The organism is Ruegeria sp. AB9 (genome assembly GCF_056542585.1).
In genome coordinates, this window is sequence record NZ_JBQGAA010000002.1 from 214,633 (window position 1) to 239,590 (window position 24,958).

Annotated in this window: 24 protein-coding genes and 1 tRNA gene; 1 reads left to right on the top strand and 24 read right to left on the bottom strand. The window is 54.3% G+C overall.

Translation table 11 applies throughout. The annotated features are described in order from the left end of the window. Positions 1-21: 21 nt before the first annotated feature. From ACR0K5_RS06905 to ACR0K5_RS06935, 7 genes are all read right to left on the bottom strand, one after another. On the bottom strand, positions 22-1,002 hold the full coding sequence (locus tag ACR0K5_RS06905) for an alcohol dehydrogenase catalytic domain-containing protein (protein ID WP_480628972.1): 981 nt from the start codon (positions 1,000-1,002) through the stop codon (positions 22-24). Then, complete coding sequence (locus ACR0K5_RS06910) at positions 999-1,760, bottom strand: SDR family NAD(P)-dependent oxidoreductase (RefSeq protein WP_480628973.1); 762 nt, start codon at positions 1,758-1,760, stop codon at positions 999-1,001. Before ACR0K5_RS06910 ends, ACR0K5_RS06905 begins: the two co-directional genes overlap by 4 nt. After that, positions 1,753-3,060 (bottom strand): histidinol dehydrogenase, encoded by a 1,308-nt coding sequence (gene hisD, locus ACR0K5_RS06915; RefSeq protein ID WP_480628974.1) that lies wholly within the window; start codon positions 3,058-3,060, stop codon positions 1,753-1,755. Before hisD ends, ACR0K5_RS06910 begins: the two co-directional genes overlap by 8 nt. Positions 3,061-3,072: 12 nt before the next feature. After that, entirely contained in the window at positions 3,073-4,401 is a 1,329-nt protein-coding gene (locus tag ACR0K5_RS06920; protein WP_480628975.1) for a TRAP transporter large permease, read from the bottom strand. An 11-nt stretch (positions 4,402-4,412) separates the two neighbouring features. After that, on the bottom strand, positions 4,413-4,925 hold the full coding sequence (locus tag ACR0K5_RS06925) for a TRAP transporter small permease (protein WP_480628976.1): 513 nt from the start codon (positions 4,923-4,925) through the stop codon (positions 4,413-4,415). A gap of 111 nt (positions 4,926-5,036) precedes the next feature. Then, on the bottom strand, positions 5,037-6,182 hold the full coding sequence (locus tag ACR0K5_RS06930; protein ID WP_480628977.1) for a TRAP transporter substrate-binding protein: 1,146 nt from the start codon (positions 6,180-6,182) through the stop codon (positions 5,037-5,039). Between the two features lie 23 nt (positions 6,183-6,205). After that, a complete protein-coding gene (locus ACR0K5_RS06935) occupies positions 6,206-6,391 on the bottom strand; it encodes a hypothetical protein (protein ID WP_480628978.1) in 186 nt (61 codons plus the stop codon). A 134-nt stretch (positions 6,392-6,525) separates the two neighbouring features. Between ACR0K5_RS06935 and ACR0K5_RS06940 the strand changes: the two genes are divergently transcribed. Continuing rightward, positions 6,526-7,548: a LacI family DNA-binding transcriptional regulator gene (locus ACR0K5_RS06940; RefSeq protein WP_480628979.1), complete on the top strand. Its 1,023-nt coding sequence runs from the start codon at positions 6,526-6,528 to the stop codon at positions 7,546-7,548. A 306-nt stretch (positions 7,549-7,854) separates the two neighbouring features. Here the strand turns inward: ACR0K5_RS06940 and ACR0K5_RS06945 are convergent. The 17 genes from ACR0K5_RS06945 to ACR0K5_RS07025 all read right to left on the bottom strand — a co-directional run bounded on the left by ACR0K5_RS06945 (position 7,855) and on the right by ACR0K5_RS07025 (position 24,941). Continuing rightward, positions 7,855-7,928 (bottom strand) — tRNA-Gly (locus tag ACR0K5_RS06945). Positions 7,929-7,998: 70 nt separating this feature from the next. Beyond that, entirely contained in the window at positions 7,999-11,121 is a 3,123-nt protein-coding gene (locus ACR0K5_RS06950; protein WP_480628980.1) for a P-loop NTPase, read from the bottom strand. A 225-nt stretch (positions 11,122-11,346) separates the two neighbouring features. Then, complete coding sequence (locus tag ACR0K5_RS06955) at positions 11,347-11,697, bottom strand: hypothetical protein (RefSeq protein ID WP_480628981.1); 351 nt, start codon at positions 11,695-11,697, stop codon at positions 11,347-11,349. An 81-nt stretch (positions 11,698-11,778) separates the two neighbouring features. After that, the gene (locus ACR0K5_RS06960; RefSeq protein ID WP_480628982.1) at positions 11,779-12,504 is read right to left on the bottom strand and encodes a hypothetical protein; all 726 of its coding nucleotides are present in this window, start codon (positions 12,502-12,504) and stop codon (positions 11,779-11,781) included. Further along, a complete protein-coding gene (locus ACR0K5_RS06965; RefSeq protein ID WP_480520594.1) occupies positions 12,491-13,141 on the bottom strand; it encodes a terminase large subunit domain-containing protein in 651 nt (216 codons plus the stop codon). The genes ACR0K5_RS06960 and ACR0K5_RS06965 overlap by 14 nt, the downstream gene beginning before the upstream one ends. 124 nt (positions 13,142-13,265) lie before the next feature. After that, entirely contained in the window at positions 13,266-13,877 is a 612-nt protein-coding gene (locus tag ACR0K5_RS06970; protein ID WP_480628983.1) for a hypothetical protein, read from the bottom strand. Beyond that, positions 13,874-14,230, bottom strand: a complete 357-nt coding sequence (locus tag ACR0K5_RS06975; protein ID WP_480628984.1) for a hypothetical protein — start codon at positions 14,228-14,230, stop codon at positions 13,874-13,876. The genes ACR0K5_RS06970 and ACR0K5_RS06975 overlap by 4 nt, the downstream gene beginning before the upstream one ends. Continuing rightward, a complete protein-coding gene (locus ACR0K5_RS06980) occupies positions 14,227-14,610 on the bottom strand; it encodes a hypothetical protein (RefSeq protein ID WP_480628985.1) in 384 nt (127 codons plus the stop codon). Before ACR0K5_RS06980 ends, ACR0K5_RS06975 begins: the two co-directional genes overlap by 4 nt. Before the next feature lie 146 nt (positions 14,611-14,756). Next, on the bottom strand, positions 14,757-15,173 hold the full coding sequence (locus ACR0K5_RS06985) for a hypothetical protein (RefSeq protein WP_480628986.1): 417 nt from the start codon (positions 15,171-15,173) through the stop codon (positions 14,757-14,759). 204 nt (positions 15,174-15,377) lie between these two features. Beyond that, on the bottom strand, positions 15,378-16,724 hold the full coding sequence (locus ACR0K5_RS06990) for a DUF4055 domain-containing protein (protein WP_480628987.1): 1,347 nt from the start codon (positions 16,722-16,724) through the stop codon (positions 15,378-15,380). Then, positions 16,717-16,995: a hypothetical protein gene (locus tag ACR0K5_RS06995; protein ID WP_480520541.1), complete on the bottom strand. Its 279-nt coding sequence runs from the start codon at positions 16,993-16,995 to the stop codon at positions 16,717-16,719. The genes ACR0K5_RS06990 and ACR0K5_RS06995 overlap by 8 nt, the downstream gene beginning before the upstream one ends. 782 nt (positions 16,996-17,777) lie before the next feature. Next, positions 17,778-20,186, bottom strand: a complete 2,409-nt coding sequence (locus ACR0K5_RS07000; protein ID WP_480628988.1) for a DUF5906 domain-containing protein — start codon at positions 20,184-20,186, stop codon at positions 17,778-17,780. A gap of 6 nt (positions 20,187-20,192) precedes the next feature. Then, entirely contained in the window at positions 20,193-20,402 is a 210-nt protein-coding gene (locus ACR0K5_RS07005) for a helix-turn-helix transcriptional regulator (RefSeq protein ID WP_217354185.1), read from the bottom strand. A 248-nt stretch (positions 20,403-20,650) separates the two neighbouring features. Continuing rightward, entirely contained in the window at positions 20,651-21,736 is a 1,086-nt protein-coding gene (locus ACR0K5_RS07010) for a tyrosine-type recombinase/integrase (RefSeq protein WP_480628989.1), read from the bottom strand. Positions 21,737-21,988: 252 nt separating this feature from the next. Continuing rightward, positions 21,989-22,816 carry a polyphosphate kinase 2 family protein gene (locus ACR0K5_RS07015; protein WP_480628990.1) on the bottom strand — a complete coding sequence of 276 codons (828 nt, stop codon included), beginning with the start codon at positions 22,814-22,816 and terminating at the stop codon, positions 21,989-21,991. 127 nt (positions 22,817-22,943) lie between these two features. Further along, entirely contained in the window at positions 22,944-24,005 is a 1,062-nt protein-coding gene (locus tag ACR0K5_RS07020; RefSeq protein ID WP_480628991.1) for a methyltetrahydrofolate cobalamin methyltransferase, read from the bottom strand. Positions 24,006-24,014: 9 nt separating this feature from the next. Further along, positions 24,015-24,941, bottom strand: coding sequence for a methylenetetrahydrofolate reductase (locus ACR0K5_RS07025; protein WP_480628992.1), 927 nt, complete (start codon positions 24,939-24,941; stop codon positions 24,015-24,017). Positions 24,942-24,958 lie beyond the last annotated feature (17 nt).

Genomic DNA, 24,958 nt, shown 5'->3' on the forward strand with positions numbered 1-24,958 from the left:
AAGCCTCCACTTCTTTCGGGTCTATCCCCAGGGTGTCAGGATAATCTTAGGCGCGGCGACAGAACCAGCGCGGATATCGCGAAACGCCTGAACTCCGCTGGCCAGCGTTCGTTCTTCGACCCAATTCAGCTCTCCGAGACGCCCGTCAAAGATCGCTTCGGCTGTCTCGCGGAAATCCTGTGCGGTGTAGGTATAAGTTCCGATGAACGTTATTTCCTGCAAGGTCATGCGACGCACGTCCAGACCTCCGGTATCTTCACCCAATCCGACATGCGCGATCACGCCACCTGGTTCAGCCATGGCCGAGGCGACTGACCGCGTCGCGGCATATCCGACGGCATCAATGACCAGCGGGAAAGACCCTTTGGGCGCATCCACAAGCGCAAAGTTTTCGATTTTCGCCAGGTAAGTTCGGCGCAACTCATTTGGTTCCGCGATTGTAACGTCATCAACGCCCAGTGCGCGCAAAGCCAAGGCTGCCGCCAGGCCAATGGCCCCTCCGCCAATCACCAACGCGCGACGGTCCATCGCAGGATGCAAGGCCTGGATCCCCAATCGAACCGCATGCCAGCTAACCGCCAGAGGTTCCGCCAGCGCAGCCTTAGCAAACGGCACGTTTTCTGGCACTTCGACAAGGTTTCTGGCAGGCATTGAGACGTATTGCGCGAACGCCCCCTCCCGCGGCGGCATTGAGATGATCTGGCGATCCGGGCACAGGTTTTCACGGCCTGCCAGGCAGGCCGCACATTGGCCGCAACTGACCAGCGGGTTGATCGTCACACGGTCACCGGCACGCACCCCGTCGACAATGACACCAGCTGCCTCGTGCCCGAGAATCAGTGGTGCAGGACGACGCGCATCGTGACCCAGATAGGCGTGCATGTCTGATCCACAGATTCCGACCGCCTCGACCCGGATCAGGTGTTCCGACACCCTCGGTTGGGCATCCGGCACATCACCGAATACCAACTGTTCCACACCTTGGTAAACCAGCGCCTTCATTTGGCTGTGAACCCTCCGTCAACCATAAGAACCTGTCCCGTGACGTAATCTGACGCCTGTGTGCACAGAAACAGGATCGGTCCGTCGATATCCTGCATACGCCCATTGCGTCCGATACAGGTTTGCGCGGCGTTCCGTTCTGCGCGGTCAGGATCGTCGAACACGGCCTGTGTCAATTCAGTGGGAAAGAACCCCGGTCCGATCGCATTGGCCGTAATGCCAAAAGGCGACCATGCTTCGGCCATCGCGCGGGTCAGTTGACCGACACCTGCCTTGGTCGCGCCATAAGCAATTCCACCCGGAAAAGCGCGGGTCATCTGCAGCGAAGCGAAATTGACGATACGTCCCCAGCCTTTCTCTTTCATCGCAGGCACCATGGCCTGACTGAGGAAAAAAGGCGCGCTGAGGTTCAGGGCAAGTGTAGCATCCCACCCCTCGGGTGTAACGACATCAGCAGCTTCGCGCGTATTGACTCCGGCCGCGTGCACCAGAATGTCCGGAGCACCAAATTTTGAATTGATGGTCTGTACAAGCCCATCAATCCCGTCGCGATCCGCAACATCGGCAACCACCGCTTCTGAGCGATTGCCGATCTCGGCCTGCATCTGCGCCAACGCATCGCTGCGCCGTGCCACACCGACAACGCTTGCACCCGCCGCGGCAAGTGTCCGCGCCACCTGCCGCCCGAGCCCCGAGCTGGCACCTGTGATGCAAGCGACCCGGCCTGTCAGGTCAAGTAATCCGCGCGGGTCATCCATCGGCGGTCAGATCGAACTGCTCGTCCGGGAAATACTTGGCCAGACGCACGTCTGCCGCCCGGGCGTGACCTTCCATCCCTTCCAGTCGGGAAATCCGCGCCGTTGCCTCAGCGATCGATTTAGAACCTTCACGTGTAGCCCGCTGCCATGTGACGATCTTCATGTATTTATGAACGCTCAAACCGCCAGTATAACTGGCCGCCCCCGACGTCGGCAGAACGTGGTTTGTCCCAGTAGCCTTATCTCCGTAAGACACGGTGGTTTCCTCACCCAGGAACAGTGAGCCATAGCAGGTCAACCGATCCAGCCACCAATCCAGATCTTCAGCCTGAACTGTCAAATGCTCTGGCGCATATTCGTCGGAACAAGCAGCCATCTCTTCGCGGTCAGAACAGACAATGACTTCGGCATAGTCGCGCCACGCGGCCGAGGCGTTTTCCCGGTTCAGCTCTGGCAGATCGTTGATCAAAACCGGAACCAACTCCATAACCTTCTGCGCAAGGTCGCGGTCGTCCGTCACCAGCCAGACGGGCGAGTTGTATCCATGTTCTGCCTGACTGACCAAATCTGTTGCCACCACGTGGGCGTCTGCAGAACTGTCGGCAAGGATCAGGCTGTCGGTCGGACCCGCGATCATGTCGATACCAACTTTGCCGTAAAGAATGCGCTTGGCCTCGGCCACGAACTGGTTGCCCGGACCCACAAGAATATTGGCCCGCGGCAGACCGAACAGCCCGTAGGTCATGGCGGCAACACCCTGCACTCCGCCCATGGCCAGAATACTGTCGGCACCGCAAATGTGCGCAGCATAGACGATGGCGGGCGCGACCCCTTCGCCAGGGCGTGGCGGCGAACATGCCGTAATATGCCGGCATCCGGCAACTTTCGCGGTGGTCACTGTCATAATCGCGCTGGCAATATGGCTGTAACGCCCGCCGGGTACGTAGCATCCTGCCGCGTCCACCGGGATTGCCTTTTGCCCCGCAACAAATCCCGGAACGATCTCCATCTGCACGTCCGATACAGTCGCCTTCTGCGTCTCGGCAAAACGGCGCACATTGTCATGGGCGAACCGGATATCGGCCTTCAGCTTTTCCGGCACCAACGCAATAGCGGCATCGATCTCGTCCTGAGTCATCAGGACGTTACCGTCGAACTTGTCGAATTTGACGGCATATTCCAGCGCTTTGGCATCGCCACCTGCTTCGATGTCGGCAAGGATGGTTTTGACCGTATCATGTACCTCGGTCGCATGAGATTGCGCCGTCAGGGTTGCCTTTTTTAGATAGTCACGCGGCATGTTCAACAGGTCCTATTGGTAGATTTCAGGAAGCAATGTGGTCGACACAGCAGGAACGTAAGCGATCAGGATCACCACGATCAGCATAGTCAATACGAAAGGAACGGCCCGGGCGGCAATCTTCAGAATGGATTCACCGGTAATGCCAGATACGACGAACAGGTTCAGGCCCAGCGGCGGCGTGATGAAGCCCACGCCCAGAGCAGTGATCATCATGATGCAGAACTGAATTTCGTTCATGCCGATATTGTCGGCCAGCGGTTTCAGGATCGGCGCCAGGATCACAATGTTCGGTGTCGTCTCCATAACGCAGCCCGCTGCGATCAGGATGCCGATCATCAGCAGGATCAGCAGATACGGATCATCGGTCAGCGACGTTATCGAAGCCACGAACCCCTGCGGAACGCCCATGATCGCCAAAGCTTCGGCCAGCGGGGCCGAAAAGGCGATAATCGGCAGGATGACCCCGTTAACCTTGGCGGAGCTGACCAACATCGATGGGAAATCCGCCAGCGTCAGCGTGCGCAGGATGAAGCCCATAATAATGGTGACGACAACGGCTGTGGCACCGGCCTCGGTCGGGGTCAGGCGTCCCGAGAAGATGCCATAGAAGATGATACCCGGCACGATAAAGGCGTACCAGCCGGATTTCAGCGCTTTACCCAGATTGGCCAGCCATTCACCTATGGTCATCATGCCGCCGCCTTCATAGGCGTAGAGGCGGTTCATGATGATGTTGGTGATTAGGATCGACACCAGAATGGCCAAACCGGGGATCAACGCTGCCAGAAACAGGGTCGAGGCGGAAATACCCAGCACGAGGCCAATGATGATGTATGCAATCGAGGGTGGGATCAGGATACCAGTACAAGCACCAGCCGCAACCAGAGCACAGGCATAGGGGCGCGGATACCCGCTTTCCACCAGCCGGTTGATGGTCATCCGTCCAACCGCAGCAGCCCCGGCTGCATCTGAACCTGAAATCGCGGCAAACATACCGCAGACCAGAACCGTAGCCGAGCCGAACCCGCCTTTGGCGAAACAGGTCAGCGCCTCGGCGACGTCCAGAAATTTCCGCGACAAACCAGTCCGCACCAGAACGTCCCCGGTCAGAATGAACAAAGGAACAGCCGTCAGCGCAAATGCGTCGATACCCGTAAACAGACTTTCTCCGACCAGGCTCAGCGGCAGGTCGCCGGACATGATCAGCATCACGATCGCGGCCGTTCCAATGGCGGCCCAAACCGGCACGGCCAGGGCGATCAGACTTACGAACAGGATCACCGGCAGATAAAAATCCCAGCCCAGTTCAACGGTTTGATTGAGGGAGTTCCAGAGCATTGCAGTTCTCCTCAGTCAAACAGCTTGTCGCCTTCGAAGACGGGGGTACCGTCACGAAGCGATTTCAGGTCACGCATAAAGGATTGGATCAGCCGCCAGATCATCAGGGCAAATCCGGTGGGCACAGCCATGAGGAACCAGACTTTAGACACCCGAAGCCCGTCCGTGACCGAACCGAATTTGGCAGAGACGTGAACAGCCTCATACGACCAGTAGAGCGCAATGATCGCCACGACGAACATCACGAGATCACCAAAGATGTAGAGTACTGCTTTGGGTTTCGGCCCGAGGTAGTGCATGATCACATCGATCCGAATATGGGCCCGTTCCTTTACCGCAGCAGCTGCACCTATCCAGGCAAGGTAGATGAACGAATATCGAACGATTTCCTCGCCCCAGATCGAGGAATAGGCAAAAATCTCACGCCGCAGCACCTCGATAGCCATGGTGATCACCAGCATCACGTAAAACACCAGCAGCAACCAGCGCTCTGCGTTTCGGTCAATGTTCTGAAGAACGGTCATCTGATCCTCCGGCGAGAGAACAGCCAGACCCGCACCTGCCGTGGCAGGTTGTTGTCGGGTTGACTGTCAGAAAAGGTCGTGGACGCCTGTCTGGCGTCCACATGTTGGGCCTCAGGCATCGTGGACGTAGTATTTGCCCTGAGTGCCAGCGGCTTCGACCAGCTTCTCGAAATTGTCCATCGATCCGGCGAGTTCTGTCTTGAACGGATCCCAATCGGCGTTCTGATACCCGCCTGCATCCTGCCATTCCGCCAGTTGATCATCGCTGAGCGAGTGGAACTGCACTCCGGCCTTGTTCAACTCGGCCATGGCATAGGCACGGGCCGACGGAACCTTGGACAGGTTCTGATGGCTGGTCATCTCCGAACCCCACATAATACCGTCCTGAACGTCAGAGGGCATCGAGTTGAACCACTCCAGGTTACAGGAATAGACCTGACTGTCCGGAACGGCCTGCGTGAAGGTCACGTGGCTGAGGATGTCCTTGAATCCAAAGACATACAGCGCCCCAACAGACGGGTCGAGTGCATCAGCAACACCCTGTTTGATCGCCGAAGGCGTCTCACCCCACGCCACAGGTGTCGGATTGGCGCCGACCATGCGATAGTACTGCTGCAGCATTTTTGAACCCGGAACACGGAACTTGATCCCGCTCATGTCGCCCGGAGTGATGACGGCGTTTCCACCCTGGCGCACCGCGACGACGCGCGGATCGATATTCACATAGAACAGGGCTTTGAAGCCTGCGGCCTCGACCTTGGGGTGGACTTCGCTTTTCCACGTGTCCGAATGGACTAGGTTGGTGAAGCGCTGGTTCGAACCACACAGGTACGGCATGTTGATAAGGTCAACGGTCGACGCGAAAGGCGCAAAGTTCGACAGCGAATGCTGTGCGGCCTGAATGGTGCCGCCCTGCACCTTCTGCACAAGCGCCCCCCCTGCACCAAGCTGACCGCCTGGGGCCAGTTTGACGTAGACCTTGCCATTTGTGGCGTTCTGAATGTTTTCCTTCAGGTCCAACTGCATGATGGGATAACTACGTGACGCGCCCAATACATAGGCTGTAGCCACTGTCATCACGTGGTCAGCGGCCTTCTCGCGCTCGTTCTCTTCTTTTGCGGTCTGCGCGGCGGCCTGAGAAGACCACAAAACGCCCCCCGCCCCGGCTACCAATGCAGCCGTGAACGCACCGCTTGCGCTCAGCTTCAGAAAATTGCGGCGCTCGGCCGATGCCAGCTCGGTCTTGTCGGTATTCATGAATTGCCCTCCCAAGCAAAAATTCAGCTGCCGTCTTTCGCGTCCCGGTCAGCTTCCTTTTTCAGAATTGCGACAACGAACAAAATCGACGCCGCGAACAGAACCAACATCTCTCCTACGTCACCAAGAAACGCGCTGTTCGCCAAAGCACCCAAAGCGACATTCGCGAAATAAATCGCAAAAACGACGACTGATGCAGCGAGATACATTTCCGGGACTCCCTTCAGAATCGGCTCGAACACCTTTGTAAGCGCTTACATCACAAATGCAAGCGCTTACATAACTGCTTCCATCATTCGAAAAATGCGATTAACTTAGTGGAATTGAAATTGAGAGTTCGAGAATGCCAAATCATCGGTCCGCTCCGACACTGGACGACGTTGCCAAAGCTGCAGGTGTTTCCACAGCCACTGTGTCACGGTGCCTGAACACCCCTCAACAGGTTGTTGAGGCGACCAGAAAGCGTGTTTTGTCCGCTGTGGATTCGTTGGGATACACACCGAATTTTGCAGCACGTGTGATGGCCGCAAAGCGATCATTCACAATCGGCGCTATTATCCCCACAATGGAGAATGCGATCTTTGCAAGGGGTTTGCAGGCCTTTCAGGAAGAAATTCACAAACAGGGTTACACCTTGCTGGTTTCCAGCTCAGCCTACCAGCCGGAGGCGGAGGAAGAGCAGATCCGAACACTGGTTGCCCGGGGTGCCGACGGGCTGTTGCTGATCGGGCATGACCGAGACGTTCAAATCTATGACTATCTCGTTACGCAGAAAGTGCCGGCCCTGGTTGCGTGGTCCTTTCTGCCGGACAAATCCATACCGTCCATTGGGTTTGACAACAGAAAAGCCATGGAGGCTTTGGCACGCAAGATCATCGATTTGGGCCACACGCGTCTGGCAACGATTTCTGGTATCAGCAAAGGCAACGATCGTGCGCGCTTGAGGATTCAGGGAATAAAAGACGCTATGTCCCAACATGGCCTGCCGCCAGACGATCTGGCCGTGTGCGAAACATCCTATGAGATCGAAAACGGCGCCGAAGCATTCAAACACCTCATGTCGAGTGAGGCCCCGCCAACCGCGGTTTTGTGCGGTAACGACGTTCTGGCAGTCGGCGCGGTGCGGCAAGCCCAAAAGATGGGGCTTCGGGTCCCAGAGGACGTATCCATCACCGGATTTGATGATATCGAGCTCGCGCGCATCGTCGCCCCTGCCCTGACCACTGTCCATGTTCCTCATCGTGAAATGGGGCGCAAGGCTGCGCAGGCTTTGATAGAGATGATCGTGTCCAGTTTACCGGGAAAGTCCGTCGAGCTACCAACCCATATCGTCGAAAGAGAGTCTCTGCTTGGATTCAACAGGTAACACCGGATATATCATCTGTTCGAAAAAGTTGTTTTTGAGAAAGACCATCGAAAGACGCGCCATCCAAATAGCACCCTGATCTGTGAAAGTGACGGCGAAGCTGCAGCGCATTCAATTTTTGAAGAAATTACAGTATCTTGCAGACTGGATCTGGATCTGGAGCGGGTAGCGGGAATCGAACCCGCGCGTTCAGCTTGGGAAGCTTATACGCTGCACCACTATCTCCGCATTATTTCAAGTAGTTAGTCGGTGTCTTATGTGCCGTTTGTAGGTATTTTGCAGGTGATCCGCGATACCTACATTTTTTGGAGCGGGTAACGGGAATCGAACCCGTAACAAGAGCTTGGGAAGCTCGTGTGATACCTTTTCACCATACCCGCAACTGTAACTTGGTTATCCCCCGGCGCTATTGAAAGCAAGCGGCAAACGTATCCCGGCTTCCTCATTCATTTAACCAATACTGCTCGTTAGGTCCCTCGCGATAGGCCCCTTTCGAGTAAAATCAATTTTGAACGTTACCTGACTACCTACTTGCAACCTGTCCCACTCGTCATCCTGCGAAAGTGATACTGGGGCGTAGATGTCTTTCGGGCAGTCCTGAACGCTGAGAAACAAGTATCCTCCGAAATTTTTAATAACTCGTCCTTTCCAGCCGCAAAGATGAGGTCCCAACCACAATTTCTCTAGTCGTCGCAGGTTTGGGTAGAAGTCTCCCGGTGCCCGTTTCTCAATGTCATCGAATAAATCGTAGGCTTCACCAAAGCTCTTTGTGATAAACTTGTGAGCCGCAGCTACTAAGCGAGAATAGTGTTCGCGGTCACCATTCACGTAAGATGCAGAAAGAAACGCAACACCATTCGTGTCGTAGATATCTTTTGACTCTAAAAAGCGTATGCCGGCCAACATCAAATTGACAGATCGCTCCGTTGGATCTCGTTCAGCAGCAACTTCAAGAATTTTGTACGCCGCTGGGTAGTCCCCATTTTCGATGAGTCTACCGGCCAGTTGCTTGCCAATTCCCGTGCCTCTCGAAGACTTGTCAAATGCCCGCTTCAATAGCTCTGTTGATTGATCAAGCTCGCCCAAGAGGCTTTTCATCCTTGCTTTTGCCTCTAGGAAATCGGGGTCATCTGGGTACATGTTGAACGCCCGATGCAATGCCAGCTCCGCATTTTCAACAGCTTCCGCAAGTTCGTCCTCATACGCAGGGTTTTTTGACCCTTTAACTTTGGCAATCGCATCTGCCAAATCATCCACCCGTAAGCGCGCGCGGCCACCTAGTACAAATGGATTAGTTTGATCCCGTATTGAATCTAGGGCCTTTCTCGAGTGTGCACGCAAAGACCTTCTTGCGAACTCAGAACCAGAAGCCAGCGATTTTCGCCTCAATACCGTCGCGTGTGTATGTTGAATTGACGGGTTGTCCGGCTCCATTTCCAAAGCACTGAGAATGTTGCGCTCAGCCTGCTCCAAGTCTCCCCCACGATGCGAGTACTCATAGACCGATTGTTGCTGTCTGAGAAAAGCGCGATTTGGGTTCCTTGCACAACCTATCTCAAAAATCTCCCTGCCGAATACCACATCCTCAAAGGTGTCAGCCAGCGTCTTGCCTTTGGCCAGTTGTGCTAGTGCGACTTCATCAGATCGGAAACTTGTATCAAGGGCATCAATTAGCCTTATCAACTGATCTCTTCGCGCTTCGTCGGTCGAACAAACTCTCTCGAATAGTAGCTCGCTTACCAAAGCGTGACGGGTTCTGTATTCCCAATCGCCCGTAACCGCGTTTTGTGTCGTAAGTACAAGGTCCTGCAGGGGTTCAAACAACTCGTTCTGAAAATCCCTGAAAGAGATACGGGATATTCGCGAGATAGCACCTGCTCTAACAGGCACGTCGAAGCGATGTAGCGTACAAATGTCGAGATAAAGTTGCTGAGCTTCAGGTGGGCTGACTCGATGAAACTCATCGAGAACAATATCTTCAAACGGTTTTCCGCGAGTAACCTCATGCAATGCGACCAACAATTGACGGTCGAGTTTCTTCAAGATTCGGTCGCGTCTGTCTTCGGGCGTCAGTGGTTCCAATGCACCAAGACATCCAAAATGCTCTAGCTTTTCTAAAAGCTCCGAAACTTCTCTTTCTGAAAGCTTGCCAACGTCAAAATGTGTCGGAGAGTACTTTTCCAACCTTTGACAGAACATTGACCACTCATTTCGACGTTCTGCGGTAACGAGCGTCAGAGGTATATTGTTCGCTCTTGCCGTCGCTAGAATCTCTTCGATTTTGTTGAGGTTCAGCGCCGTACGGTCAAAGAAGACGTAGAGTCTTTTCCCCACTAGGTCATGCAATTCTCGAAGAACGTTGGGTTTTAGTTTAGAATCGTCATCCAACCAGATAACGAATTCCCCGAATGACGTTGCCAACTCGAAGGCGGATCGTCGGAGTGCAATGGATTTTCCGTAGCCAGCCGCGCCAGTGAGGACCGCTAGATGGCACTTTTCATCATCTGACGTAGCTATGTACTCAAGCAAGAGCATTGATGCTCTACGCTGCACATCGAAGCCTGATTGAATGGCTCCCCAACCTTGATCGTAGCCGGAATAAAAGCTGTCTGCAGAGACTTTCTGGCTGGGCATACCGGGATAAAGAAAAGTGAACTCGCCATCAAAAGCAAATGCGGTCTCATCAGATTCACGTTCAGTTACCCGGAAAAACTTGCGGTATGGACGCTCAACCACCTCTTCTGTTCTGGGCGGTACGCGCAGAAGTGGGGGCAACGATGCATCCAATGCCTCAATGAATTGATCGAAACGTGCCTTGATGGCTGTGACCCTACGGCTCGACCACATCGCAATTTCTTCCGGCTCGAAATCCGGTGACACCAAATAGTACATTGGTCGAGATTTTGCATTGTCGTTTTCAGCCAGCCGCCTGATGTGCAAATCATCCAAGCTGTGGCCACAAAACACTATGGGGTACTCGCGACCCAGCGTTTCGATGCGACCGTATAGATTCTGTCGGTTCGCCTCATGGTTGTTGTAGGACTCCGGTGTTAGAACCAGCGGTATGGCACTGTCATGGACATGATCCACGCACCCGTGGAGCTTTACATATTCGAGCGGGAAGGAATGCTGACTTAACATACCTTCAATCGGTTGATCGTCCTTGACCCTGGGCACCAACGTTTGCAGTGCCGAGTTCGAAACCCGATACGCTTTTTCAAGCAGCAAATCGTAGTTGGTAGTTGCGATCAGTCGCCAGCGAAACTTTGGAAGCAAGCCGTGCGCATTTGTTGGTTCAAATGGTTCGAAATAGTCGCGTAACCATTGATTAAACTGGCTATCACCGGCTTGAGACAGGGCCAGTTCGGAGACTCGCATCAAGTCTTTGTTTTTGAATTTGTCGTCCAAGAACTTTGCAGCAATGTCAGCAGTAAGAGTCTTTGCGCTCGGCATCTTGCGACTCTTGGCGTCGACTGCTCCCATAGAGGCACCCGAACCAAGCAACAATATTACCCTTTGCTCCCGCATCGCATCAATCAACTGCGGAGGAACTTCAATCTTCTTCTTCGCCACTCGCTGTAACCCAATCGTAATTTGAAGGTTCAGCGTCTCGCAATTTCGACAAGGGCGAAGCAGGTAAACCAACCAAGACTTTCCTTGTAGTTGATAAGAATGTTTGGGGAATGGCAATGCGTTTTGTTGTACTTAGGTGGCTGAGATACTCCACAGTGTCTAGATGTGACAGCGGTGGCCAACAGCCATATGAAAACGGGCGACCCATAGGCCGCCCGTTTGTCTTCAAAATTGAACATTGCGACAAGTAAGGTACCAGCCGTCGTCTCTCAATCTGATCGTTTGAGAATTTCTCCCTCGCTCAATTGTCAGGCGCGTAATTCCATTAAATTCAAGCAAGTTAGTTATCTCCTGTCGACATTCGTCTTGTTGGATTGCAGGGTCCAAAACCTCTTGCGGCAAGAGTTCGTAGCGGGACGCCGTGGTGTTTTCAGCCATGTTGTTCATCTCCTTCTGTCTAAGAACAAAATGAACATATCGCTGAGGAAAAAACCGCGCACTGCTGGGTTCTTGCAATGACTTGCAAACTCTTGCCGCCCGCAGCAGCACCTCACAGACGCGCAAAAGCGCGCGCATCCTATCTCCTGCCCAGAAACGCGGTAGCCGCGAACATAACGCAGATTTACCGGGTTGCGCGATGATCTATGATCATTGGCACTACCAATAACCCCGCAACCGAACCTCGCCCACAGTTGCACCAACTGAGCGGTGATCAGACAACCACAGCGCCTGCGCGACGGACCCCGCCATATCAGCGTGACCGGCTTTCGTACCACCCGAAATCGTCGTGCGGCCAGCCGCCGTGATCGACGCTTCGAATGACTCAAGTTCGGCCTGCAATTCGAGGCGCGCCGGTATGTCCCCAATTTCGAGGTCGCCAGTATGCAACGCCCCGTTCAGGGTATTGAGGAGCAGGTTTCGCGAGACATTGTTGAACGTCACGCCGCGTTCTTTCGACTCGGACTCGTTCTCGCCCCCCGTGATTTGCATTCGGGTGTGCTGCACCCCTCGGGCATTCAGGAGGTCGCAGAACGCACGACCAACACCTGACGCGTCCACAACCAAGTAGCCAGCCGAGGGAAGTGGCTCCTGCAACATGAGGTTTCGAGTGACCTGCGCGAGTTCGGTGTATGCCATCGCGGGGATACGCTCTGACCGCACGACAACGCGACGACGCGGCTCAAGCTCCTGCGCGTATTGAGTCCAGCGTGGCACACGCTCGTCCATGATTATCGAAAAAGCGTTCTGACCCGATGCGGATGCCGACTGCGCGATATCCAAGCCAACGAGGTAGCGGCGATATCCGGGCGTAACGGTCACGGCTGGGTCAGAGCATGGCAGGATCAAATCCTCGCCCCGTTGGATGATTTCAGGCGGCTGCATAGATGTCCCCCAGCTTCAATTCGGGCATATCGGTAAAAGCGTTCTCAATGGTCTCAGGCGCAAAGAATGGCGTACCGCCGCCTGACCATCTAAGTTCATGTTCAATCGCAAAGGTCAGAGGCGGTTGGTATTTTCGGTCAAACGCGACCTTGTCAGCCATACGAGGCAGATCGGTCGAGCGTGCGGTGATTTTCTCAACTTCGTCGTTGTCGACCCACAGCCGATGGGCGAACCCGCCTACGCGACCGGGCGTTGTGATCAGGAGAATGCGCCCGCCCTCCTCTCGGATGGGCAGCGTCGCATCAAATACGGCGTCGGGTATAAAGGCACCTTCCTCGTAAATCAGCAGTCCGCCATCTTTAACACCCCAACCACGCGCGGATTCCCCATCCTGACCCGCAGGGACACAGACAATGGCCGACCCATTCGCAAGTTCCATAACCTGCTGCGTGAGGCGTGTTTTTTGAATGGACAACCCGAGTTCGTGCCACGCCTGCAAACATTTTTTGAATAGCAAGGTCGATTGCGCCAGCGTGGGCGAGAGGATCAATACGGTTCGATTAGGCATCGAAACTGTCTGAGCAGCCAGTACACCCGTTGTCTGTGATTTGCCGATCCGCCTTGAAGCAAGACACATCGCGAACGGGCTAGAGGACGTCAGAAACTTACGTTGCCAATCATCCGCAGGCCCGCCCACAATGTGCTCTAGCAGCGCGGTCGGATCAGTGCGCCGCTCGAGCCTCTGGAGAAAGATGCCGAGGTCATTCAAGGCTCAGCTTCCTTTCCGCAACCATCGCCCGGAACATTTCGAAGGCGTCGGGGTGGTTTTCGAAAACCACATAAAGGATGTCTTGCAACACCGCCCATTCGGGGGCCTCGTTGATCGACAATACGACCGTCGTTTTCTCTTTGAGAGCTGTGTAGGATTTGAGAAGTCGTTCGAATGACTGCCCCTGATCCCGCAGGAGTTGGCCGAGCGCGGGAGCAAGGTCTTCAACGTCACGACCATCTCCGATCTTGGCTTTCATCAGGCCATAGATTTCTTTCTGCTCCTCGATAATCCCGCGCAAACCTCGCTGCACATCGTCCTGACCGCGATTGATTACTGCATCGTCAGCAGCGGATTCGGACCGTGCTGCCTCAGCAAGCACAACCTTCTTTACTTCGTCGGTGATGAATTTCGTGCGGAAGCGGTCGAGGGTCGTGATTTCGACGCCCAGCCGTTTCGCAATTTCAGCAAAGGGGCGACGATGCAGCACGCAATCAAGAACGACCTCGCCCAAATCCGACCGCTGTCGAATGAGCGATTTCCGGCCGGGACCGGGGTCTTCTTTCGGAATCACTTTCAATATGCGCTGCATGTCGACACTCATGCGGCATTCTCCAAGAGCGGATCGGCAAGTTCGAGGAATTCGGACAACAGGTGACCGATGGTGCCACCAGCACCCCCGAACCGCTCAATCAACCACCGCATGTCCGCAGCATAAATCGGGTTGTCTACAGCCTTTTCAGATGGGCAATCATAATTGTCCGACACCCAAGAAAGGAACACTAGCGACAACAAAACGATGCGCGACCTATCCGTATCCGAGATTTGGCAGTGATCGACATAGACAACGTGCCGCTCATCAACGTGGATACGCGAAGCGTCTATGCCACGTAGGCCGAGAACGGCTTTGGCCGCGACTTGCCTGCCAATGCGTTTGAGTGGGTCCACACGGGTCATTGGTCGGCCACGATTTCGACGTATGTACCAGCCTGTTCCGCCAGTGTCTTCGCACGGCGGTACAACTGCGGGTCTCTGGCTTGTGTTCGGGTCAGTTTGACAGATTCTGGCGTCAGCGCGGCTTTGACATCCGCAGGTTTCGAATTCTGACCCAGCAAGTTCTTGAGTTGGGTCAGTTCATCAACGTGTTGTTTTTCGCGAGTGTCGCGCTCACGTTGTGCGTCTTTGACCTCGTCAAGCAACTTTGCCGCGTTGTCTTTCAAACCACCGATCTGTTCTTCGATCTGCTTGGACAAGCCATCCTGCATCGCCTCAAGCAGTTTCGGGGTCGCTTTCTCGATAAACTGCTCCATCAGTTTATCGTTGTTTTCGTCAGACATTTTGCATCTCCACCAGCAAAAGAAAAGCGGGCTCCTTGGAGCCCGCCCTTCAATTTGAACGTGAAGATGCGCGACCCCCTGGCCTCAATTTGAATATGCGGTATTGCGCCTTTTCGCTCGACCACAGCGTTCCCGACTGAGTTCGACTAAGCAGCAAGGGCGTAAGTGAAATCTGTGCTATTTCGGGTAATTTCGCCTTTATTGATGGCCTTGTTCAAAACCTCACGAATGGCATGATCCGAAATGTCCCCATCAAGCGCGAGCAAGATGTCTTTGAACTTTGCTTCTCCCTTTTCTTTGAGCAGATCAAAAATGGCCGCACGCCGCTCAGAATAGCGCATCGTCGGAAACTGCCGCTTAGGTGCACGTTTTGGTTTCGGATTGTTTGCGATGGCAACACGAGCCGCATGTGCACGCTCGTCCTCACCCTTCAACGTTTCCCAGAATGCTCGCGCTTCTTCAACATGTAAAAGTGACGACCGCCCATTAAGTTCCGGGGCGTCCGCGCCCTCCAAGATCGCAACGACCCTGCTGCGCAAAAGATGTGGATTGATGTCTGCCATAGTGCAGATGTCATACCGTGATCGCGCCCAGCCGCCGGACGTCGCCGTCAGAAAGCGCAATGCCTCATCACGCAAAACCCGCGCCTCATCCGGGTGCGAGGTCATTTGGATTGCGCCGAACAAATCAAAGATTGCCCGAGAAACAACCGCCCGCCACATTTCATGGGCGGGCGCTTCCACTTCGAGACCGTTTGATGCCTCCATTCAGGCGACTCTCGGAATAAGGGTTGAGGTGTCACCGCCTTCTTCGTCGATCATGTCCTTTTCTTCTTCCCAAGTGCGGTCTGCGCGGACGATTTCGCCCTTCTGCAAGTTTTCGTGGAGCGTTTGCCGGGAAATCGAGCCGGACATATAGAGCTTCATTTGCATCTCGATCATCTTCGGATCCATCGACGCCTCAATGAAATCACGCGACAGCTTGGCTGATGCCTCGTCTGGCGACGCACCCACCCACTCGGCAGCAATGCGAAGCAGAGCGTTCAAGGCCGCTTCGACCGACACAACGACCGAGTGCAACAGCGCGAGTTCAGACCGTGTTCGCTGCGTTGCTGTGCCCAGTGTTTCGTTGCGATTGACTGTGGTCGACAACATACGGGCACCAAGGGACATCATCTCGTCCTCAAGCTCGGACATCTCCTCTTTCATCGCGGCAACACCCGCACCCGTAAACTCAAGCAAGCCCGCCTGTGCGCCTTCGGGCAGCAGCCATAGCGCACCCGAGCCGATAGTCGATGGCTTGTGTTTCTCTGAGATTGATCCCGCGATCCACGGTGTTGGTGCGGCTGTCAGATGCAGGGCGTGACGTTTGTCGCAAGATGTATTGAAATGCGCGATTGCCGTCTTGCAGAGAGCGAGGAATGGCGGTGTCACATGTTCTGGGCGAATGCCCTCATGGCTGACCATAATGAACGGGATGTAGTCGAGCGCCTTACCATTGACCGTCGGAATGATCTCTTCGCCCACATCGACGCGATGGTCCTGCGCATCGCGGACAAACCTGCGAAACTTATAGATCGTGTCTTCGAGGATCAATTCATAGGTCACGTCGGCGTTTTCGAACTGTTCGTCCGAATTGAGCCAAACCCGCGACAACACCTTTTTCCCATCTACATAGGCGGTGTCGAACTCGTCGATTTCTTCTGCCTTGAAGGTCGAAAAATGCGGGACCGTTGTCGGCGTGTTGTTACCCTGTGGGAAATCAACAAGGATGCCGAAGCGACCCATTGTGACGGCCTCACGCGTCATGTCCTCGGCCAGCACGTGCAACGGCGCGTTTTCGTGCGTGGCACTCAAGCGCAACGGTTCGAGGCGTTCAGGCAGCTTGAACACGGGTTCCTTTCGAAGCGCGAGACCAACCAAGGCGCGCTGGGTCATGGATGGTGCCCCCGTGAAATGACCTCGATCCAGATAGGATTTGTAGTCGTCTACGGACATACCCGACGGCTTCGGAACATACAGTTGACCCTGATCCTTGATTGCGTCTTCGCCCTCAAGACAGGAGCGAATGAGATCGAAATTGGACCGCAGGCGGTCGACGCGGTTATTAGACATCTTCACCTCGGCTAATCAGGATCGGGAACAGGTGGATGAACGGGATGTGGAACGCACCGTGCCCTGCGTGGATTTTGACCATCGACTGCGTTTTCTCGAGGATCACGTCGCCGACGTGCAATTCCTTGGATTCAGGTTCAATCATCAGATTGGTCAGGGCATCCATCAAGCAGTCGATGCCAACAGGCGCGACGAACTCCATAGACGTTGAAATGGTAACTTCGGACAGCACGCATTTGTCGTCTGCGCTCGCCTTGAGGGTAATCTGCATTGGGGTTTCCTTTATGTGCGGGGGCGAACCGCAAAGAAGGAAACTGCGCGACGACCCGCCCCCTGTTTCGTCAAACGCGCGCGTGATGATTATGCGGGAATCGGCGGTAGTAGTTCGACCGGGGCAGTGTCCCACTAAGGGTGATCTTGCGGTAATGGGCGGGGTCAGTAGATTTGCTGAAAAATTCTGTGAACCCCACCCCCGCCGACGCCGCAATCAGATTAGGGGGTCCATTCACATTTCTGCACAGATGTCGGGCGATCTATCAGGTGTTTAACGACTCTGCACAGCAGCCGTCTAACGTATGGTCACTGAGCTTACGTTATGGGTGCAGAGAGCCCTTAGTTATCAATCGGTTACAGTGCGAATCTGAGATTTAGTGTAGGCGTTTTGTAGGCACGGCGATGAGAGCGCATCAAAGTATGTCAACAATAGTGACGTATTCTTTCGACACCACATAGAGATCGCCCCGAGTGTAGAAGCGCCCATCAAGCAACATCCCACGCCGCAACCATGCTTCCCATGCTTGGATTTCAATCATGGTCACTCTAACCGTTTGTTTTCCAAGTTATTCCCACGCTTCCCATACTTACCATACTATTTTTTACTTATACGTTCAGCGTGAACGCAATACGCGCGACATCGCGAACAGCCGCACGAGCAAGTGACCCTCAAAAAGCGTGGAATTCATGGGATTCATGGATTTAACCAATTTATCAATCACATAGGAAACCATGCCGACTCCCATCGGCATGGCTAAGCATGGCATCATGGGAACTACCCTAGAAAGCAGGCGTGTCTTTTACGATCTTGCCACTGTCCATCACACGGCGACGCGTCTCCGCAGCTGCCTCAAGCGCCGCCATTCCGCCATCAATGTCACCGCCATTAGGATCGACATATACTTCGTCAACAGACACAGGCTCCCATGGAACCCAATTCTCTGGGCCTTCGTGTGATTGCCCGGTAATCGACGACACCATTGCTCGCAGTTCACTTAGGGGTGGCATCCGCAATCCTGATACGTCGGTTCGTTTTTCGATGATCGCAGTCAGAATTCCGTTAGCATCTGGCGACCACCGCACATTCTTGACCTTGATGCAGTTCGCCCCTGATGACACTGCGCCAAAGCGTTTCCGCAGTTCATTCGCGAGTGTCTGAGGAGATGTCCAGCGACCACCTAAGGCTTTCACAGCCTCATACATCGCCCCTGACGACACACGACCATCACCGCGCAGATCATCGGGGCACGCGCCTGTCTCCACCATATTGACGAGAACTTGCAACAGCGGATCAGACGTCAATTTATCTTCCGCCTTAGCCTCAGTGAAATAAGGCAAACCAATCAGATCAGTGTCCACCTCATAGTTCAGCAGGTAGTGCAGAATAGCGCCCGGTCTGTCGCGCAGCATCGAATAATATGGCTTCCACCAATCGCGCGCCTCGCGAGAAGTCGGTACAAACGGGCAATGCGGAATCGACTCGATGATAGTCCACCTGCGGTCGTCATTGTCGATGGCAACAGCCTGCGAATTGTTGGTTGTCGCAATGATGCGAAAGATGTTCGGCGTCCAAAACGACTTCCGCCCCTTCGGTTCGAATGTCCAATTGTCTGCGGTAATCAGGTTCTTGAGCATAAGCTGCTGCTGAGGCGACCCAGTAAAGAAAGCCTCCTCGCACAGAAGTACGGTCTTTCCAACGAGCATATCGTTGAACTGCTGTGTCACCCTATCTGAATTCGATACCTCAAGTGTGAGATCACCTAGAGCAGCTTTGACGCACTTCCCGAGAAACGATTTACCTGAACCCTGCGGACCGCGAATTGCCAATCCTGAGCCTGGACGAGCGGACCAAGGACGCTGAACGGCATCTGCGGCAAAAGTCATAACCCAGTGCGCGAGGTCTTTGTCACCATTACAGAGCATGTCCACCACATAGTGAATGAACAAAGACACATCGCCTTCCTCGGGTTCAACGGGCCAACCTCGGAACAGATTCCATTTGTCGCCATCGTAATCAGGAGGCGCAAAAGTATATCCATTGTATTGACGGCGTGTTGGCGATCTGAGCCAGCTTTCGCGTGTACCTTCATCAGGTTTGGTCAAGAGCATGAAACTGTCGCGGTTGGAGACGTGGCCTGTTTGCATATTCAGGAATTCCACTTTTCCCTCGACATTCATCAATGCCCACTGGTCATTGAATATTGACATGTCAGAGTCAGATGAACCCTTCTTACCCGGCCACGGGCCATTGTAACCGTGTTTCGTTGCGATGCGCCAAAACGATAGTTGCGAATATTTCTTGGGTTTCAGCTTTGACCATTGCTCCTCGTCACCCGGTGTGAATTTGCCTGATGATTGCGTCCACGCAAGCCACCTACCGTAAGCCCACTCGTCGTCATGTCCGAATGCAGCGACAAGACCCAAACCAGCGGCACCCCATTTCGCATAATCGTCCACACAAAAATGACGGATGTAGCAATCGAATGCTGCATCGCGGTCATTCGGGCCAATGTCGCTTTTTGTAACCAGCTCCCGCGCTACTGGCACGAAGGTAAGTTTGAGGTCAGACAAGTTGCATTCCTCTAAAGACGCAACGCTGCCGTTTCTCGCAACACGCATTGGGACGGACGCACGACCACACGGGATCGCCACGTTTTGATCGCCTTCACCTTTAGGCAACACCTCAACACCATGCTCGATATGTGTCTGTTTACCAGCTGCATTGAATTTCTTCTGGTTCAAACTGCCAGAAGCTACGGGCACATAGTTCGTGTGTGGTTCATCCACAGCTTTGAGGAGATCGCTCGCGAATTTCCACAGGGTCTTTTGTGGCATCGCTGTCTCGAAAAACATCCAGATATGATAGCCATAACCTCCACCTGATCTGAATATGATGTGCGGCACGCCCATGTCTTCAAGTGCCATCGCGACAGCCAATGTCGGCATTTTAGCGATGCCATCTTTGCCGTGATCGTCGAAATCTAGGATCAGACAGTGAGATTTGCCGCCGGACAAGATATACATGCCCAGCGACTTGTTACCATTGAGGTGTTGCGCAAGGAGGTCGCCTGTGACGGCGCCCTCTTTTTTGCTGTATTTGAATTTTCCGTCGCTACGATCAGTGTACCCTTCGCTGTGGGCAGACTGGTCAGCGAACAGAATGATCTGCTCGAGTAATCCTTTTTCCATTGCGCATCACCGTACCGCAGCCGGATCGACAATGCCGCTTTCGATGAAAGCGTTCAGGTCTTCGAGTCTGTAGCGTATACGCCGACCCATTCTGACGAATTTCGGGCCACGCATTGGCACGGTTGTACGCCACCATTCGAGCGTACTTGTTGAATATCCGATATGATGAGCAGCTTGAGCTGTATCGAGCAATTGCGGTTTTTGAGCGTTAGACATGACAAACATATCCCTTTTCGGGCTATGCCTGCACGTGCGTAGTATCTGGGTTTGGCTCGTCCACGTCAGCTAGGCTGACGCCGGCACTAACCTGCCTCATTGCAGGTACCAGCACTTCACCCTCTCGGGTGCTCACGGCTTTCAGACCACTTAACGTTTTTTGGTGGGCGCGGTCGTCGGCTTCTTCACATGGTCGAACTTAGTAACCGCAAATCAGATTTGCAATACGTTTTCTAAATTTTCTCTATTTAAATCAGACCTCTGCGTTTAAACGCTGAGGTGACTTGCGCCATAGGCTCACGCAGCTTCTCGTGATTGACCACGATGTACCGCGCGCCAGTGACCGATTGTGGCGTATGGTTCAGCAATCTGCCGACCGTCTCTTCAAGCAAACCCGCTTCTGTCGTGGCAAAGGTTGCAAAGGTACGGCGATGGTCATGGGCCGACCAAGGAATACGCGCTGGGCATTTCAGGTGTAACGCGTTGCGCGTACCGGGAAACACATAGTCGCTTGCGTGAATCCGAAGCGGATCAAGGATCGAATGATGTTCAGGCATCAAAGGCAACTCGAAGGCACGACCGTTCTTGGTTTCTGGCAGATGCAGGTGATCTTCGTGAATCTGGTCCCAGCGCAGCGAACGTGCTTCATCAAATCGGAGCCCTGTCACCAATAGAAAACGGTAGTAAGCGCGATGCACTTCGTTCTCGAGGGCGTCCACAGATTTCCGCCATAGATCAAAATCATCAATGATCTTTTGCGACGGTCTTTCCTCAAACCACTCAATTGCGATGGTTGGGCATTCTGGCAGGTCGTGCACCCGCCGTGCATGGTTGTAGATCGAGCGAAAGGACTTCATCACATGGTTCGCGCCGCGCTCGCCATTCTTCGCGACACGAGCATGGGCACGAACACAATCGGCTTTCGAAATCTCGTCTAGCGGCATCTTAAGCCAGCTTTTCAGGTGATTGTGCATCTGCGCGCGCACCTGCGCCTTGTTGTGTTCGGAACGCAGTTTTGGCCGTGCAAGGTAATCGTCGGTGGCTTGTTCAAGTGTTGGGATGCGGGAGGCGCGGAGGCGCTTCGCGACCGCACCCGAAGCATGTTCGGCAACAAGCAACGACGCTTCATACCGAGCGTCTGCGACACGCGTCTCCGGCCAGTTGCCCAAATTTGTGCGTGTGGTTTTACCATGCACATCTTTCTGGAAGTAGAAGGTCTTCTTGGTCATACCCGCAAATAGACCGAAACCTTTGATCTCAGTATCCCATATCTTCGCGTTTATCGGTGCGGCTTTGGCTGACGCTTCGGTCAGCTTCAATCGTTCAATCGGCATCTTCTCGTCGTCCCTTTTGCAGTGATTTTGTAGGCAGAACATTGCAACGCGGTATAACACGTCAGGACGACGTTGCGGCGCTTTCTGCAATAAAATCAACCACTTTGGGAGAAACTAGAAGACGCCAATACTGCACTTCTACGTTTGGGAAGCTGACAGGCTACCATTACATCATACCCGCCGCGCCAATTGGGATAGCATCAGAGCATCCAGACGTTCAAGCCAGATCGTTGCCAACTTTTGTCGAGTTTTTCACTCGGTTCGCGCCCGCAGGCTGTCGATCAGGGACTGGTCGACATTCAAAGCCTCGCCCGCTGCCTCTAAAGTGCGGCGATCCAGATGCTGGGGGTTCAGATCGACACCTTCGGAAAACGCATCGACAATCGCTTTCATCGCCGTGATCCGCGCATACTTCTTGTTGTTGGAAGGTATCACGTGCCAAGGGGCAAATTCGGTCGACGTCCTTGCCAGCATCTCATCTACGGCCACCTCGGCGACATCCCATTTCTCGCGATTTCTGAAATCTTCGTATGTTAGTTTCCAGCGCTTCATCGGATTCGTCAGGCGTTCGGTAAAGCGGCTCATTTGTTCTTCCTGAGAAATATGGAAGAACAGTTTGACGATCCGAGTGCCGTCATCGACCAGCATTCGTTCAAAATCATTGATTTCCTGATATGCGGACCGCCAGCGCGTTTCCGGGGTTAGTTTTTCAATCCGTTCCACCAGAACCCGGCCATACCAGCTTCGGTCAAAAGCGGAAATCGCACCGGACGGCGGCAGGCGTTCCCAGAACCGCAGCAGATAATGCCTGTTCAGGTAGTAGTTTCGGGGCGCGCCGATGGGCCAGACTTTGAAGCTACGCGGGTCCAAGGCCTGACTGATCCGGCGAATGGTCCCCCCTTTTCCTGCAGCGTCCCAGCCTTCGAACACCAACACGCCCTTGATCCCGTGAAACAGATAGGCCTGCTGAATTCTGGCCAACCTAGTCTGCAGTTCGATTAGCTGATCGAAATAGTCCTTTTTATTCAGCTTCTTGGTCAGATCCGCATCTGAGAGTTTTGGGGGGTGATGTTTACTCATGCTGCTACCTGATCATTGCATCCTGGATCAGTGTATTCTGAAACCTTCTGCAAGTTCGGCATTGATCAGGGTCAAATGAAAAAGGCCGGGCACTGAGCCCGGCCTTTGCAATTTGCTGTCGTTCCGATCAGGCGCGGCGGCGACGGCCACCACCCCGACGGCCACCAGCGGCGCCAGCGGCACCTGCCTCGTCCGGTGCTTTGTTGAACCGGATCCACTCACCGCCATGCGGGTCATTGTTGGTCAGCAGGTTAGCGGCGCGGATGGCTTCCATTTCCTTACCGGCGCGCGGCTTGGTCGAACCCAGACCGAACAGCTGGCAGAAGGTTTCATCATCCATGTCCGCAGGCAGGATGACGCCCTTTGCTTCGATTTCGGCCTTCTTCTCGGCAATTTTCTTGGGCCCTGTTGGCAGCGCAACAGGGTTCATGATGGCCGAAGTCATCCCCGCACCCATTGCCATCGGAAGGAAAGCGTTGTTGATGCCGTGACGGTTCGGCAAACCGAATGAAACATTGGATGCACCACAGGTGGTGTTTACGCCCAGCTCTTCGCGCAAACGACGAACCAGAGCGAACACCTGCTGACCGGCAGTTGCCATTGCGCCGATGGGCATGACCAGCGGGTCAACCACGATGTCATGCGCAGGGATGCCGAAATCGGCGGCGCGCTCGACAATCTTCTTGGCCACCTCGAAACGCACATTGGGATCTTCCGAGATACCGGTGTCATCGTTCGAGATCGCAACAACGGGCACGTTGTACTTCTTGACCAGCGGCAGAACCATCTCCAGACGCTCTTCTTCGCCTGTGACCGAGTTCAGCAGCGGACGGCCTTCTGCCGCCTCAAGGCCCGCTTCCAACGCACCGGGAACCGACGAGTCGATGCACAGCGGTACTTCGACCAGACCCTGAACCAGCTCAACGATCTTGCGCATCAACGGCGGTTCGGTCTCGTTCGGGTTGGGGTTCGAGTTGTAGACAACACCGGCGTTGATATCCAGAACGGTTGCCCCTGCCATCACCTGTGCCAGCGCGTCTTTCTCTACGGTCGAGAAATCGCCCGCTTCCAGCTCGGCAGCCAGTTTCTTACGGCCGGTCGGGTTGATCCGCTCGCCGATCACGCAAAACGGTTCGTCAAAGCCCAGAACGGCAGTTTTTGTTTTTGATTCTACGACTGTACGGGTCATGTCCGTTCCTTAGGAGTTTACAGGCTTTGCCGAAGCGCCGCCGTTATTGATCGCCCAGTTGGCGTTGGTCTTGATTCCGCCCAGCGGGAAGAAGTGTACGTTGGTGATGTTGAAATCCGGGTTGGCAGCTTTGTGCTCGGCCAGCTCTGTCACAACGTCTGTCGGCTCATAGGGCAGCAGCAGCTTGGAGACGTCCATAGCGCGCTTTTGCAGAACCTTCAAAGACGGGCCAACACCGCAGGCAATCGCAAATTTTATCAGCGTCTGCAGCTTGGCCGGACCCGCGATACCGATATGGATCGGCAGGTCGATACCGGCTTCTTTCAGGCCGTCGGCCCATGCGATGATCGGCTTGGCGTCGAATGCAAATTGCGTGGCCAGCGCCATTTCTGCGTCCGTGGTTTCGTTGAACTTCTGTTTCCAGCGCAGAGCGTCGTCTACGTTCTTGGTCGAACCATCGGGATCGATATCCTTGTTGCCTTCAGGGTGACCTGCCACGTGAAGGCGCTTGAAGCCTGCCTTGTCGAACAGACCGGTTTCCAGCAACTGCATTGAGCTGTCGAAAGCGCCATGCGGATTGGCTACGCCGCCCGCCAGCAGCAGTGCCTGATCAACGCCCGCTTCGCCCTGGTACATTGAGATCCAGTTTTCCAGTGTCGCGGCATCTTTGATGATCCGCGCCGGAAAATGCGGCATAACTGGATAACCTTCCGCCGCAATACGCTTGGCGGTTTTTACCATGTCCTCGATCGGAGTGCCCTCGATATGGGCGATGTAGACGCGCGTGCCCTCGGGCAAAAGCGCGCGGAAGTCGTCGACCTTTTCGGCAGTGCGCGGCATCACCTCGATCGAATAGCCCTGCAAAAAGGCTTCGACGGTCGGATTCACTGGGCCGCTTTCGACCGCATCACGTTTCTTGAAGTTCAGCAAAGCCATTTCGGCCTCCCATAAAG

Bases quoted from the DNA above. Each gene is read 5' to 3' on its own strand.
- ACR0K5_RS06905 (WP_480628972.1), bottom strand. From the start codon at position 1,002: ATGAAGGCGCTGGTTTACCAAGGTGTGGAACAGTTGGTATTCGGTGAT.
- ACR0K5_RS06910 (WP_480628973.1), bottom strand. From the start codon at position 1,760: ATGGATGACCCGCGCGGATTACTTGACCTGACAGGCCGGGTCGCTTGC.
- hisD (WP_480628974.1), bottom strand. From the start codon at position 3,060: ATGCCGCGTGACTATCTAAAAAAGGCAACCCTGACGGCGCAATCTCAT.
- ACR0K5_RS06920 (WP_480628975.1), bottom strand. From the start codon at position 4,401: ATGCTCTGGAACTCCCTCAATCAAACCGTTGAACTGGGCTGGGATTTT.
- ACR0K5_RS06925 (WP_480628976.1), bottom strand. From the start codon at position 4,925: ATGACCGTTCTTCAGAACATTGACCGAAACGCAGAGCGCTGGTTGCTG.
- ACR0K5_RS06930 (WP_480628977.1), bottom strand. From the start codon at position 6,182: ATGAATACCGACAAGACCGAGCTGGCATCGGCCGAGCGCCGCAATTTT.
- ACR0K5_RS06935 (WP_480628978.1), bottom strand. From the start codon at position 6,391: ATGTATCTCGCTGCATCAGTCGTCGTTTTTGCGATTTATTTCGCGAAT.
- ACR0K5_RS06940 (WP_480628979.1), top strand. From the start codon at position 6,526: ATGCCAAATCATCGGTCCGCTCCGACACTGGACGACGTTGCCAAAGCT.
- ACR0K5_RS06955 (WP_480628981.1), bottom strand. From the start codon at position 11,697: ATGCGCGCGCTTTTGCGCGTCTGTGAGGTGCTGCTGCGGGCGGCAAGA.
- ACR0K5_RS06960 (WP_480628982.1), bottom strand. From the start codon at position 12,504: ATGCAGCCGCCTGAAATCATCCAACGGGGCGAGGATTTGATCCTGCCA.
- ACR0K5_RS06965 (WP_480520594.1), bottom strand. From the start codon at position 13,141: ATGTGTCTTGCTTCAAGGCGGATCGGCAAATCACAGACAACGGGTGTA.
- ACR0K5_RS06970 (WP_480628983.1), bottom strand. From the start codon at position 13,877: ATGAGTGTCGACATGCAGCGCATATTGAAAGTGATTCCGAAAGAAGAC.
- ACR0K5_RS06975 (WP_480628984.1), bottom strand. From the start codon at position 14,230: ATGACCCGTGTGGACCCACTCAAACGCATTGGCAGGCAAGTCGCGGCC.
- ACR0K5_RS06980 (WP_480628985.1), bottom strand. From the start codon at position 14,610: ATGTCTGACGAAAACAACGATAAACTGATGGAGCAGTTTATCGAGAAA.
- ACR0K5_RS06985 (WP_480628986.1), bottom strand. From the start codon at position 15,173: ATGGCAGACATCAATCCACATCTTTTGCGCAGCAGGGTCGTTGCGATC.
- ACR0K5_RS06990 (WP_480628987.1), bottom strand. From the start codon at position 16,724: ATGTCTAATAACCGCGTCGACCGCCTGCGGTCCAATTTCGATCTCATT.
- ACR0K5_RS06995 (WP_480520541.1), bottom strand. From the start codon at position 16,995: ATGCAGATTACCCTCAAGGCGAGCGCAGACGACAAATGCGTGCTGTCC.
- ACR0K5_RS07000 (WP_480628988.1), bottom strand. From the start codon at position 20,186: ATGGAAAAAGGATTACTCGAGCAGATCATTCTGTTCGCTGACCAGTCT.
- ACR0K5_RS07005 (WP_217354185.1), bottom strand. From the start codon at position 20,402: ATGTCTAACGCTCAAAAACCGCAATTGCTCGATACAGCTCAAGCTGCT.
- ACR0K5_RS07010 (WP_480628989.1), bottom strand. From the start codon at position 21,736: ATGCCGATTGAACGATTGAAGCTGACCGAAGCGTCAGCCAAAGCCGCA.
- ACR0K5_RS07015 (WP_480628990.1), bottom strand. From the start codon at position 22,816: ATGAGTAAACATCACCCCCCAAAACTCTCAGATGCGGATCTGACCAAG.
- ACR0K5_RS07020 (WP_480628991.1), bottom strand. From the start codon at position 24,005: ATGACCCGTACAGTCGTAGAATCAAAAACAAAAACTGCCGTTCTGGGC.
- ACR0K5_RS07025 (WP_480628992.1), bottom strand. From the start codon at position 24,941: ATGGCTTTGCTGAACTTCAAGAAACGTGATGCGGTCGAAAGCGGCCCA.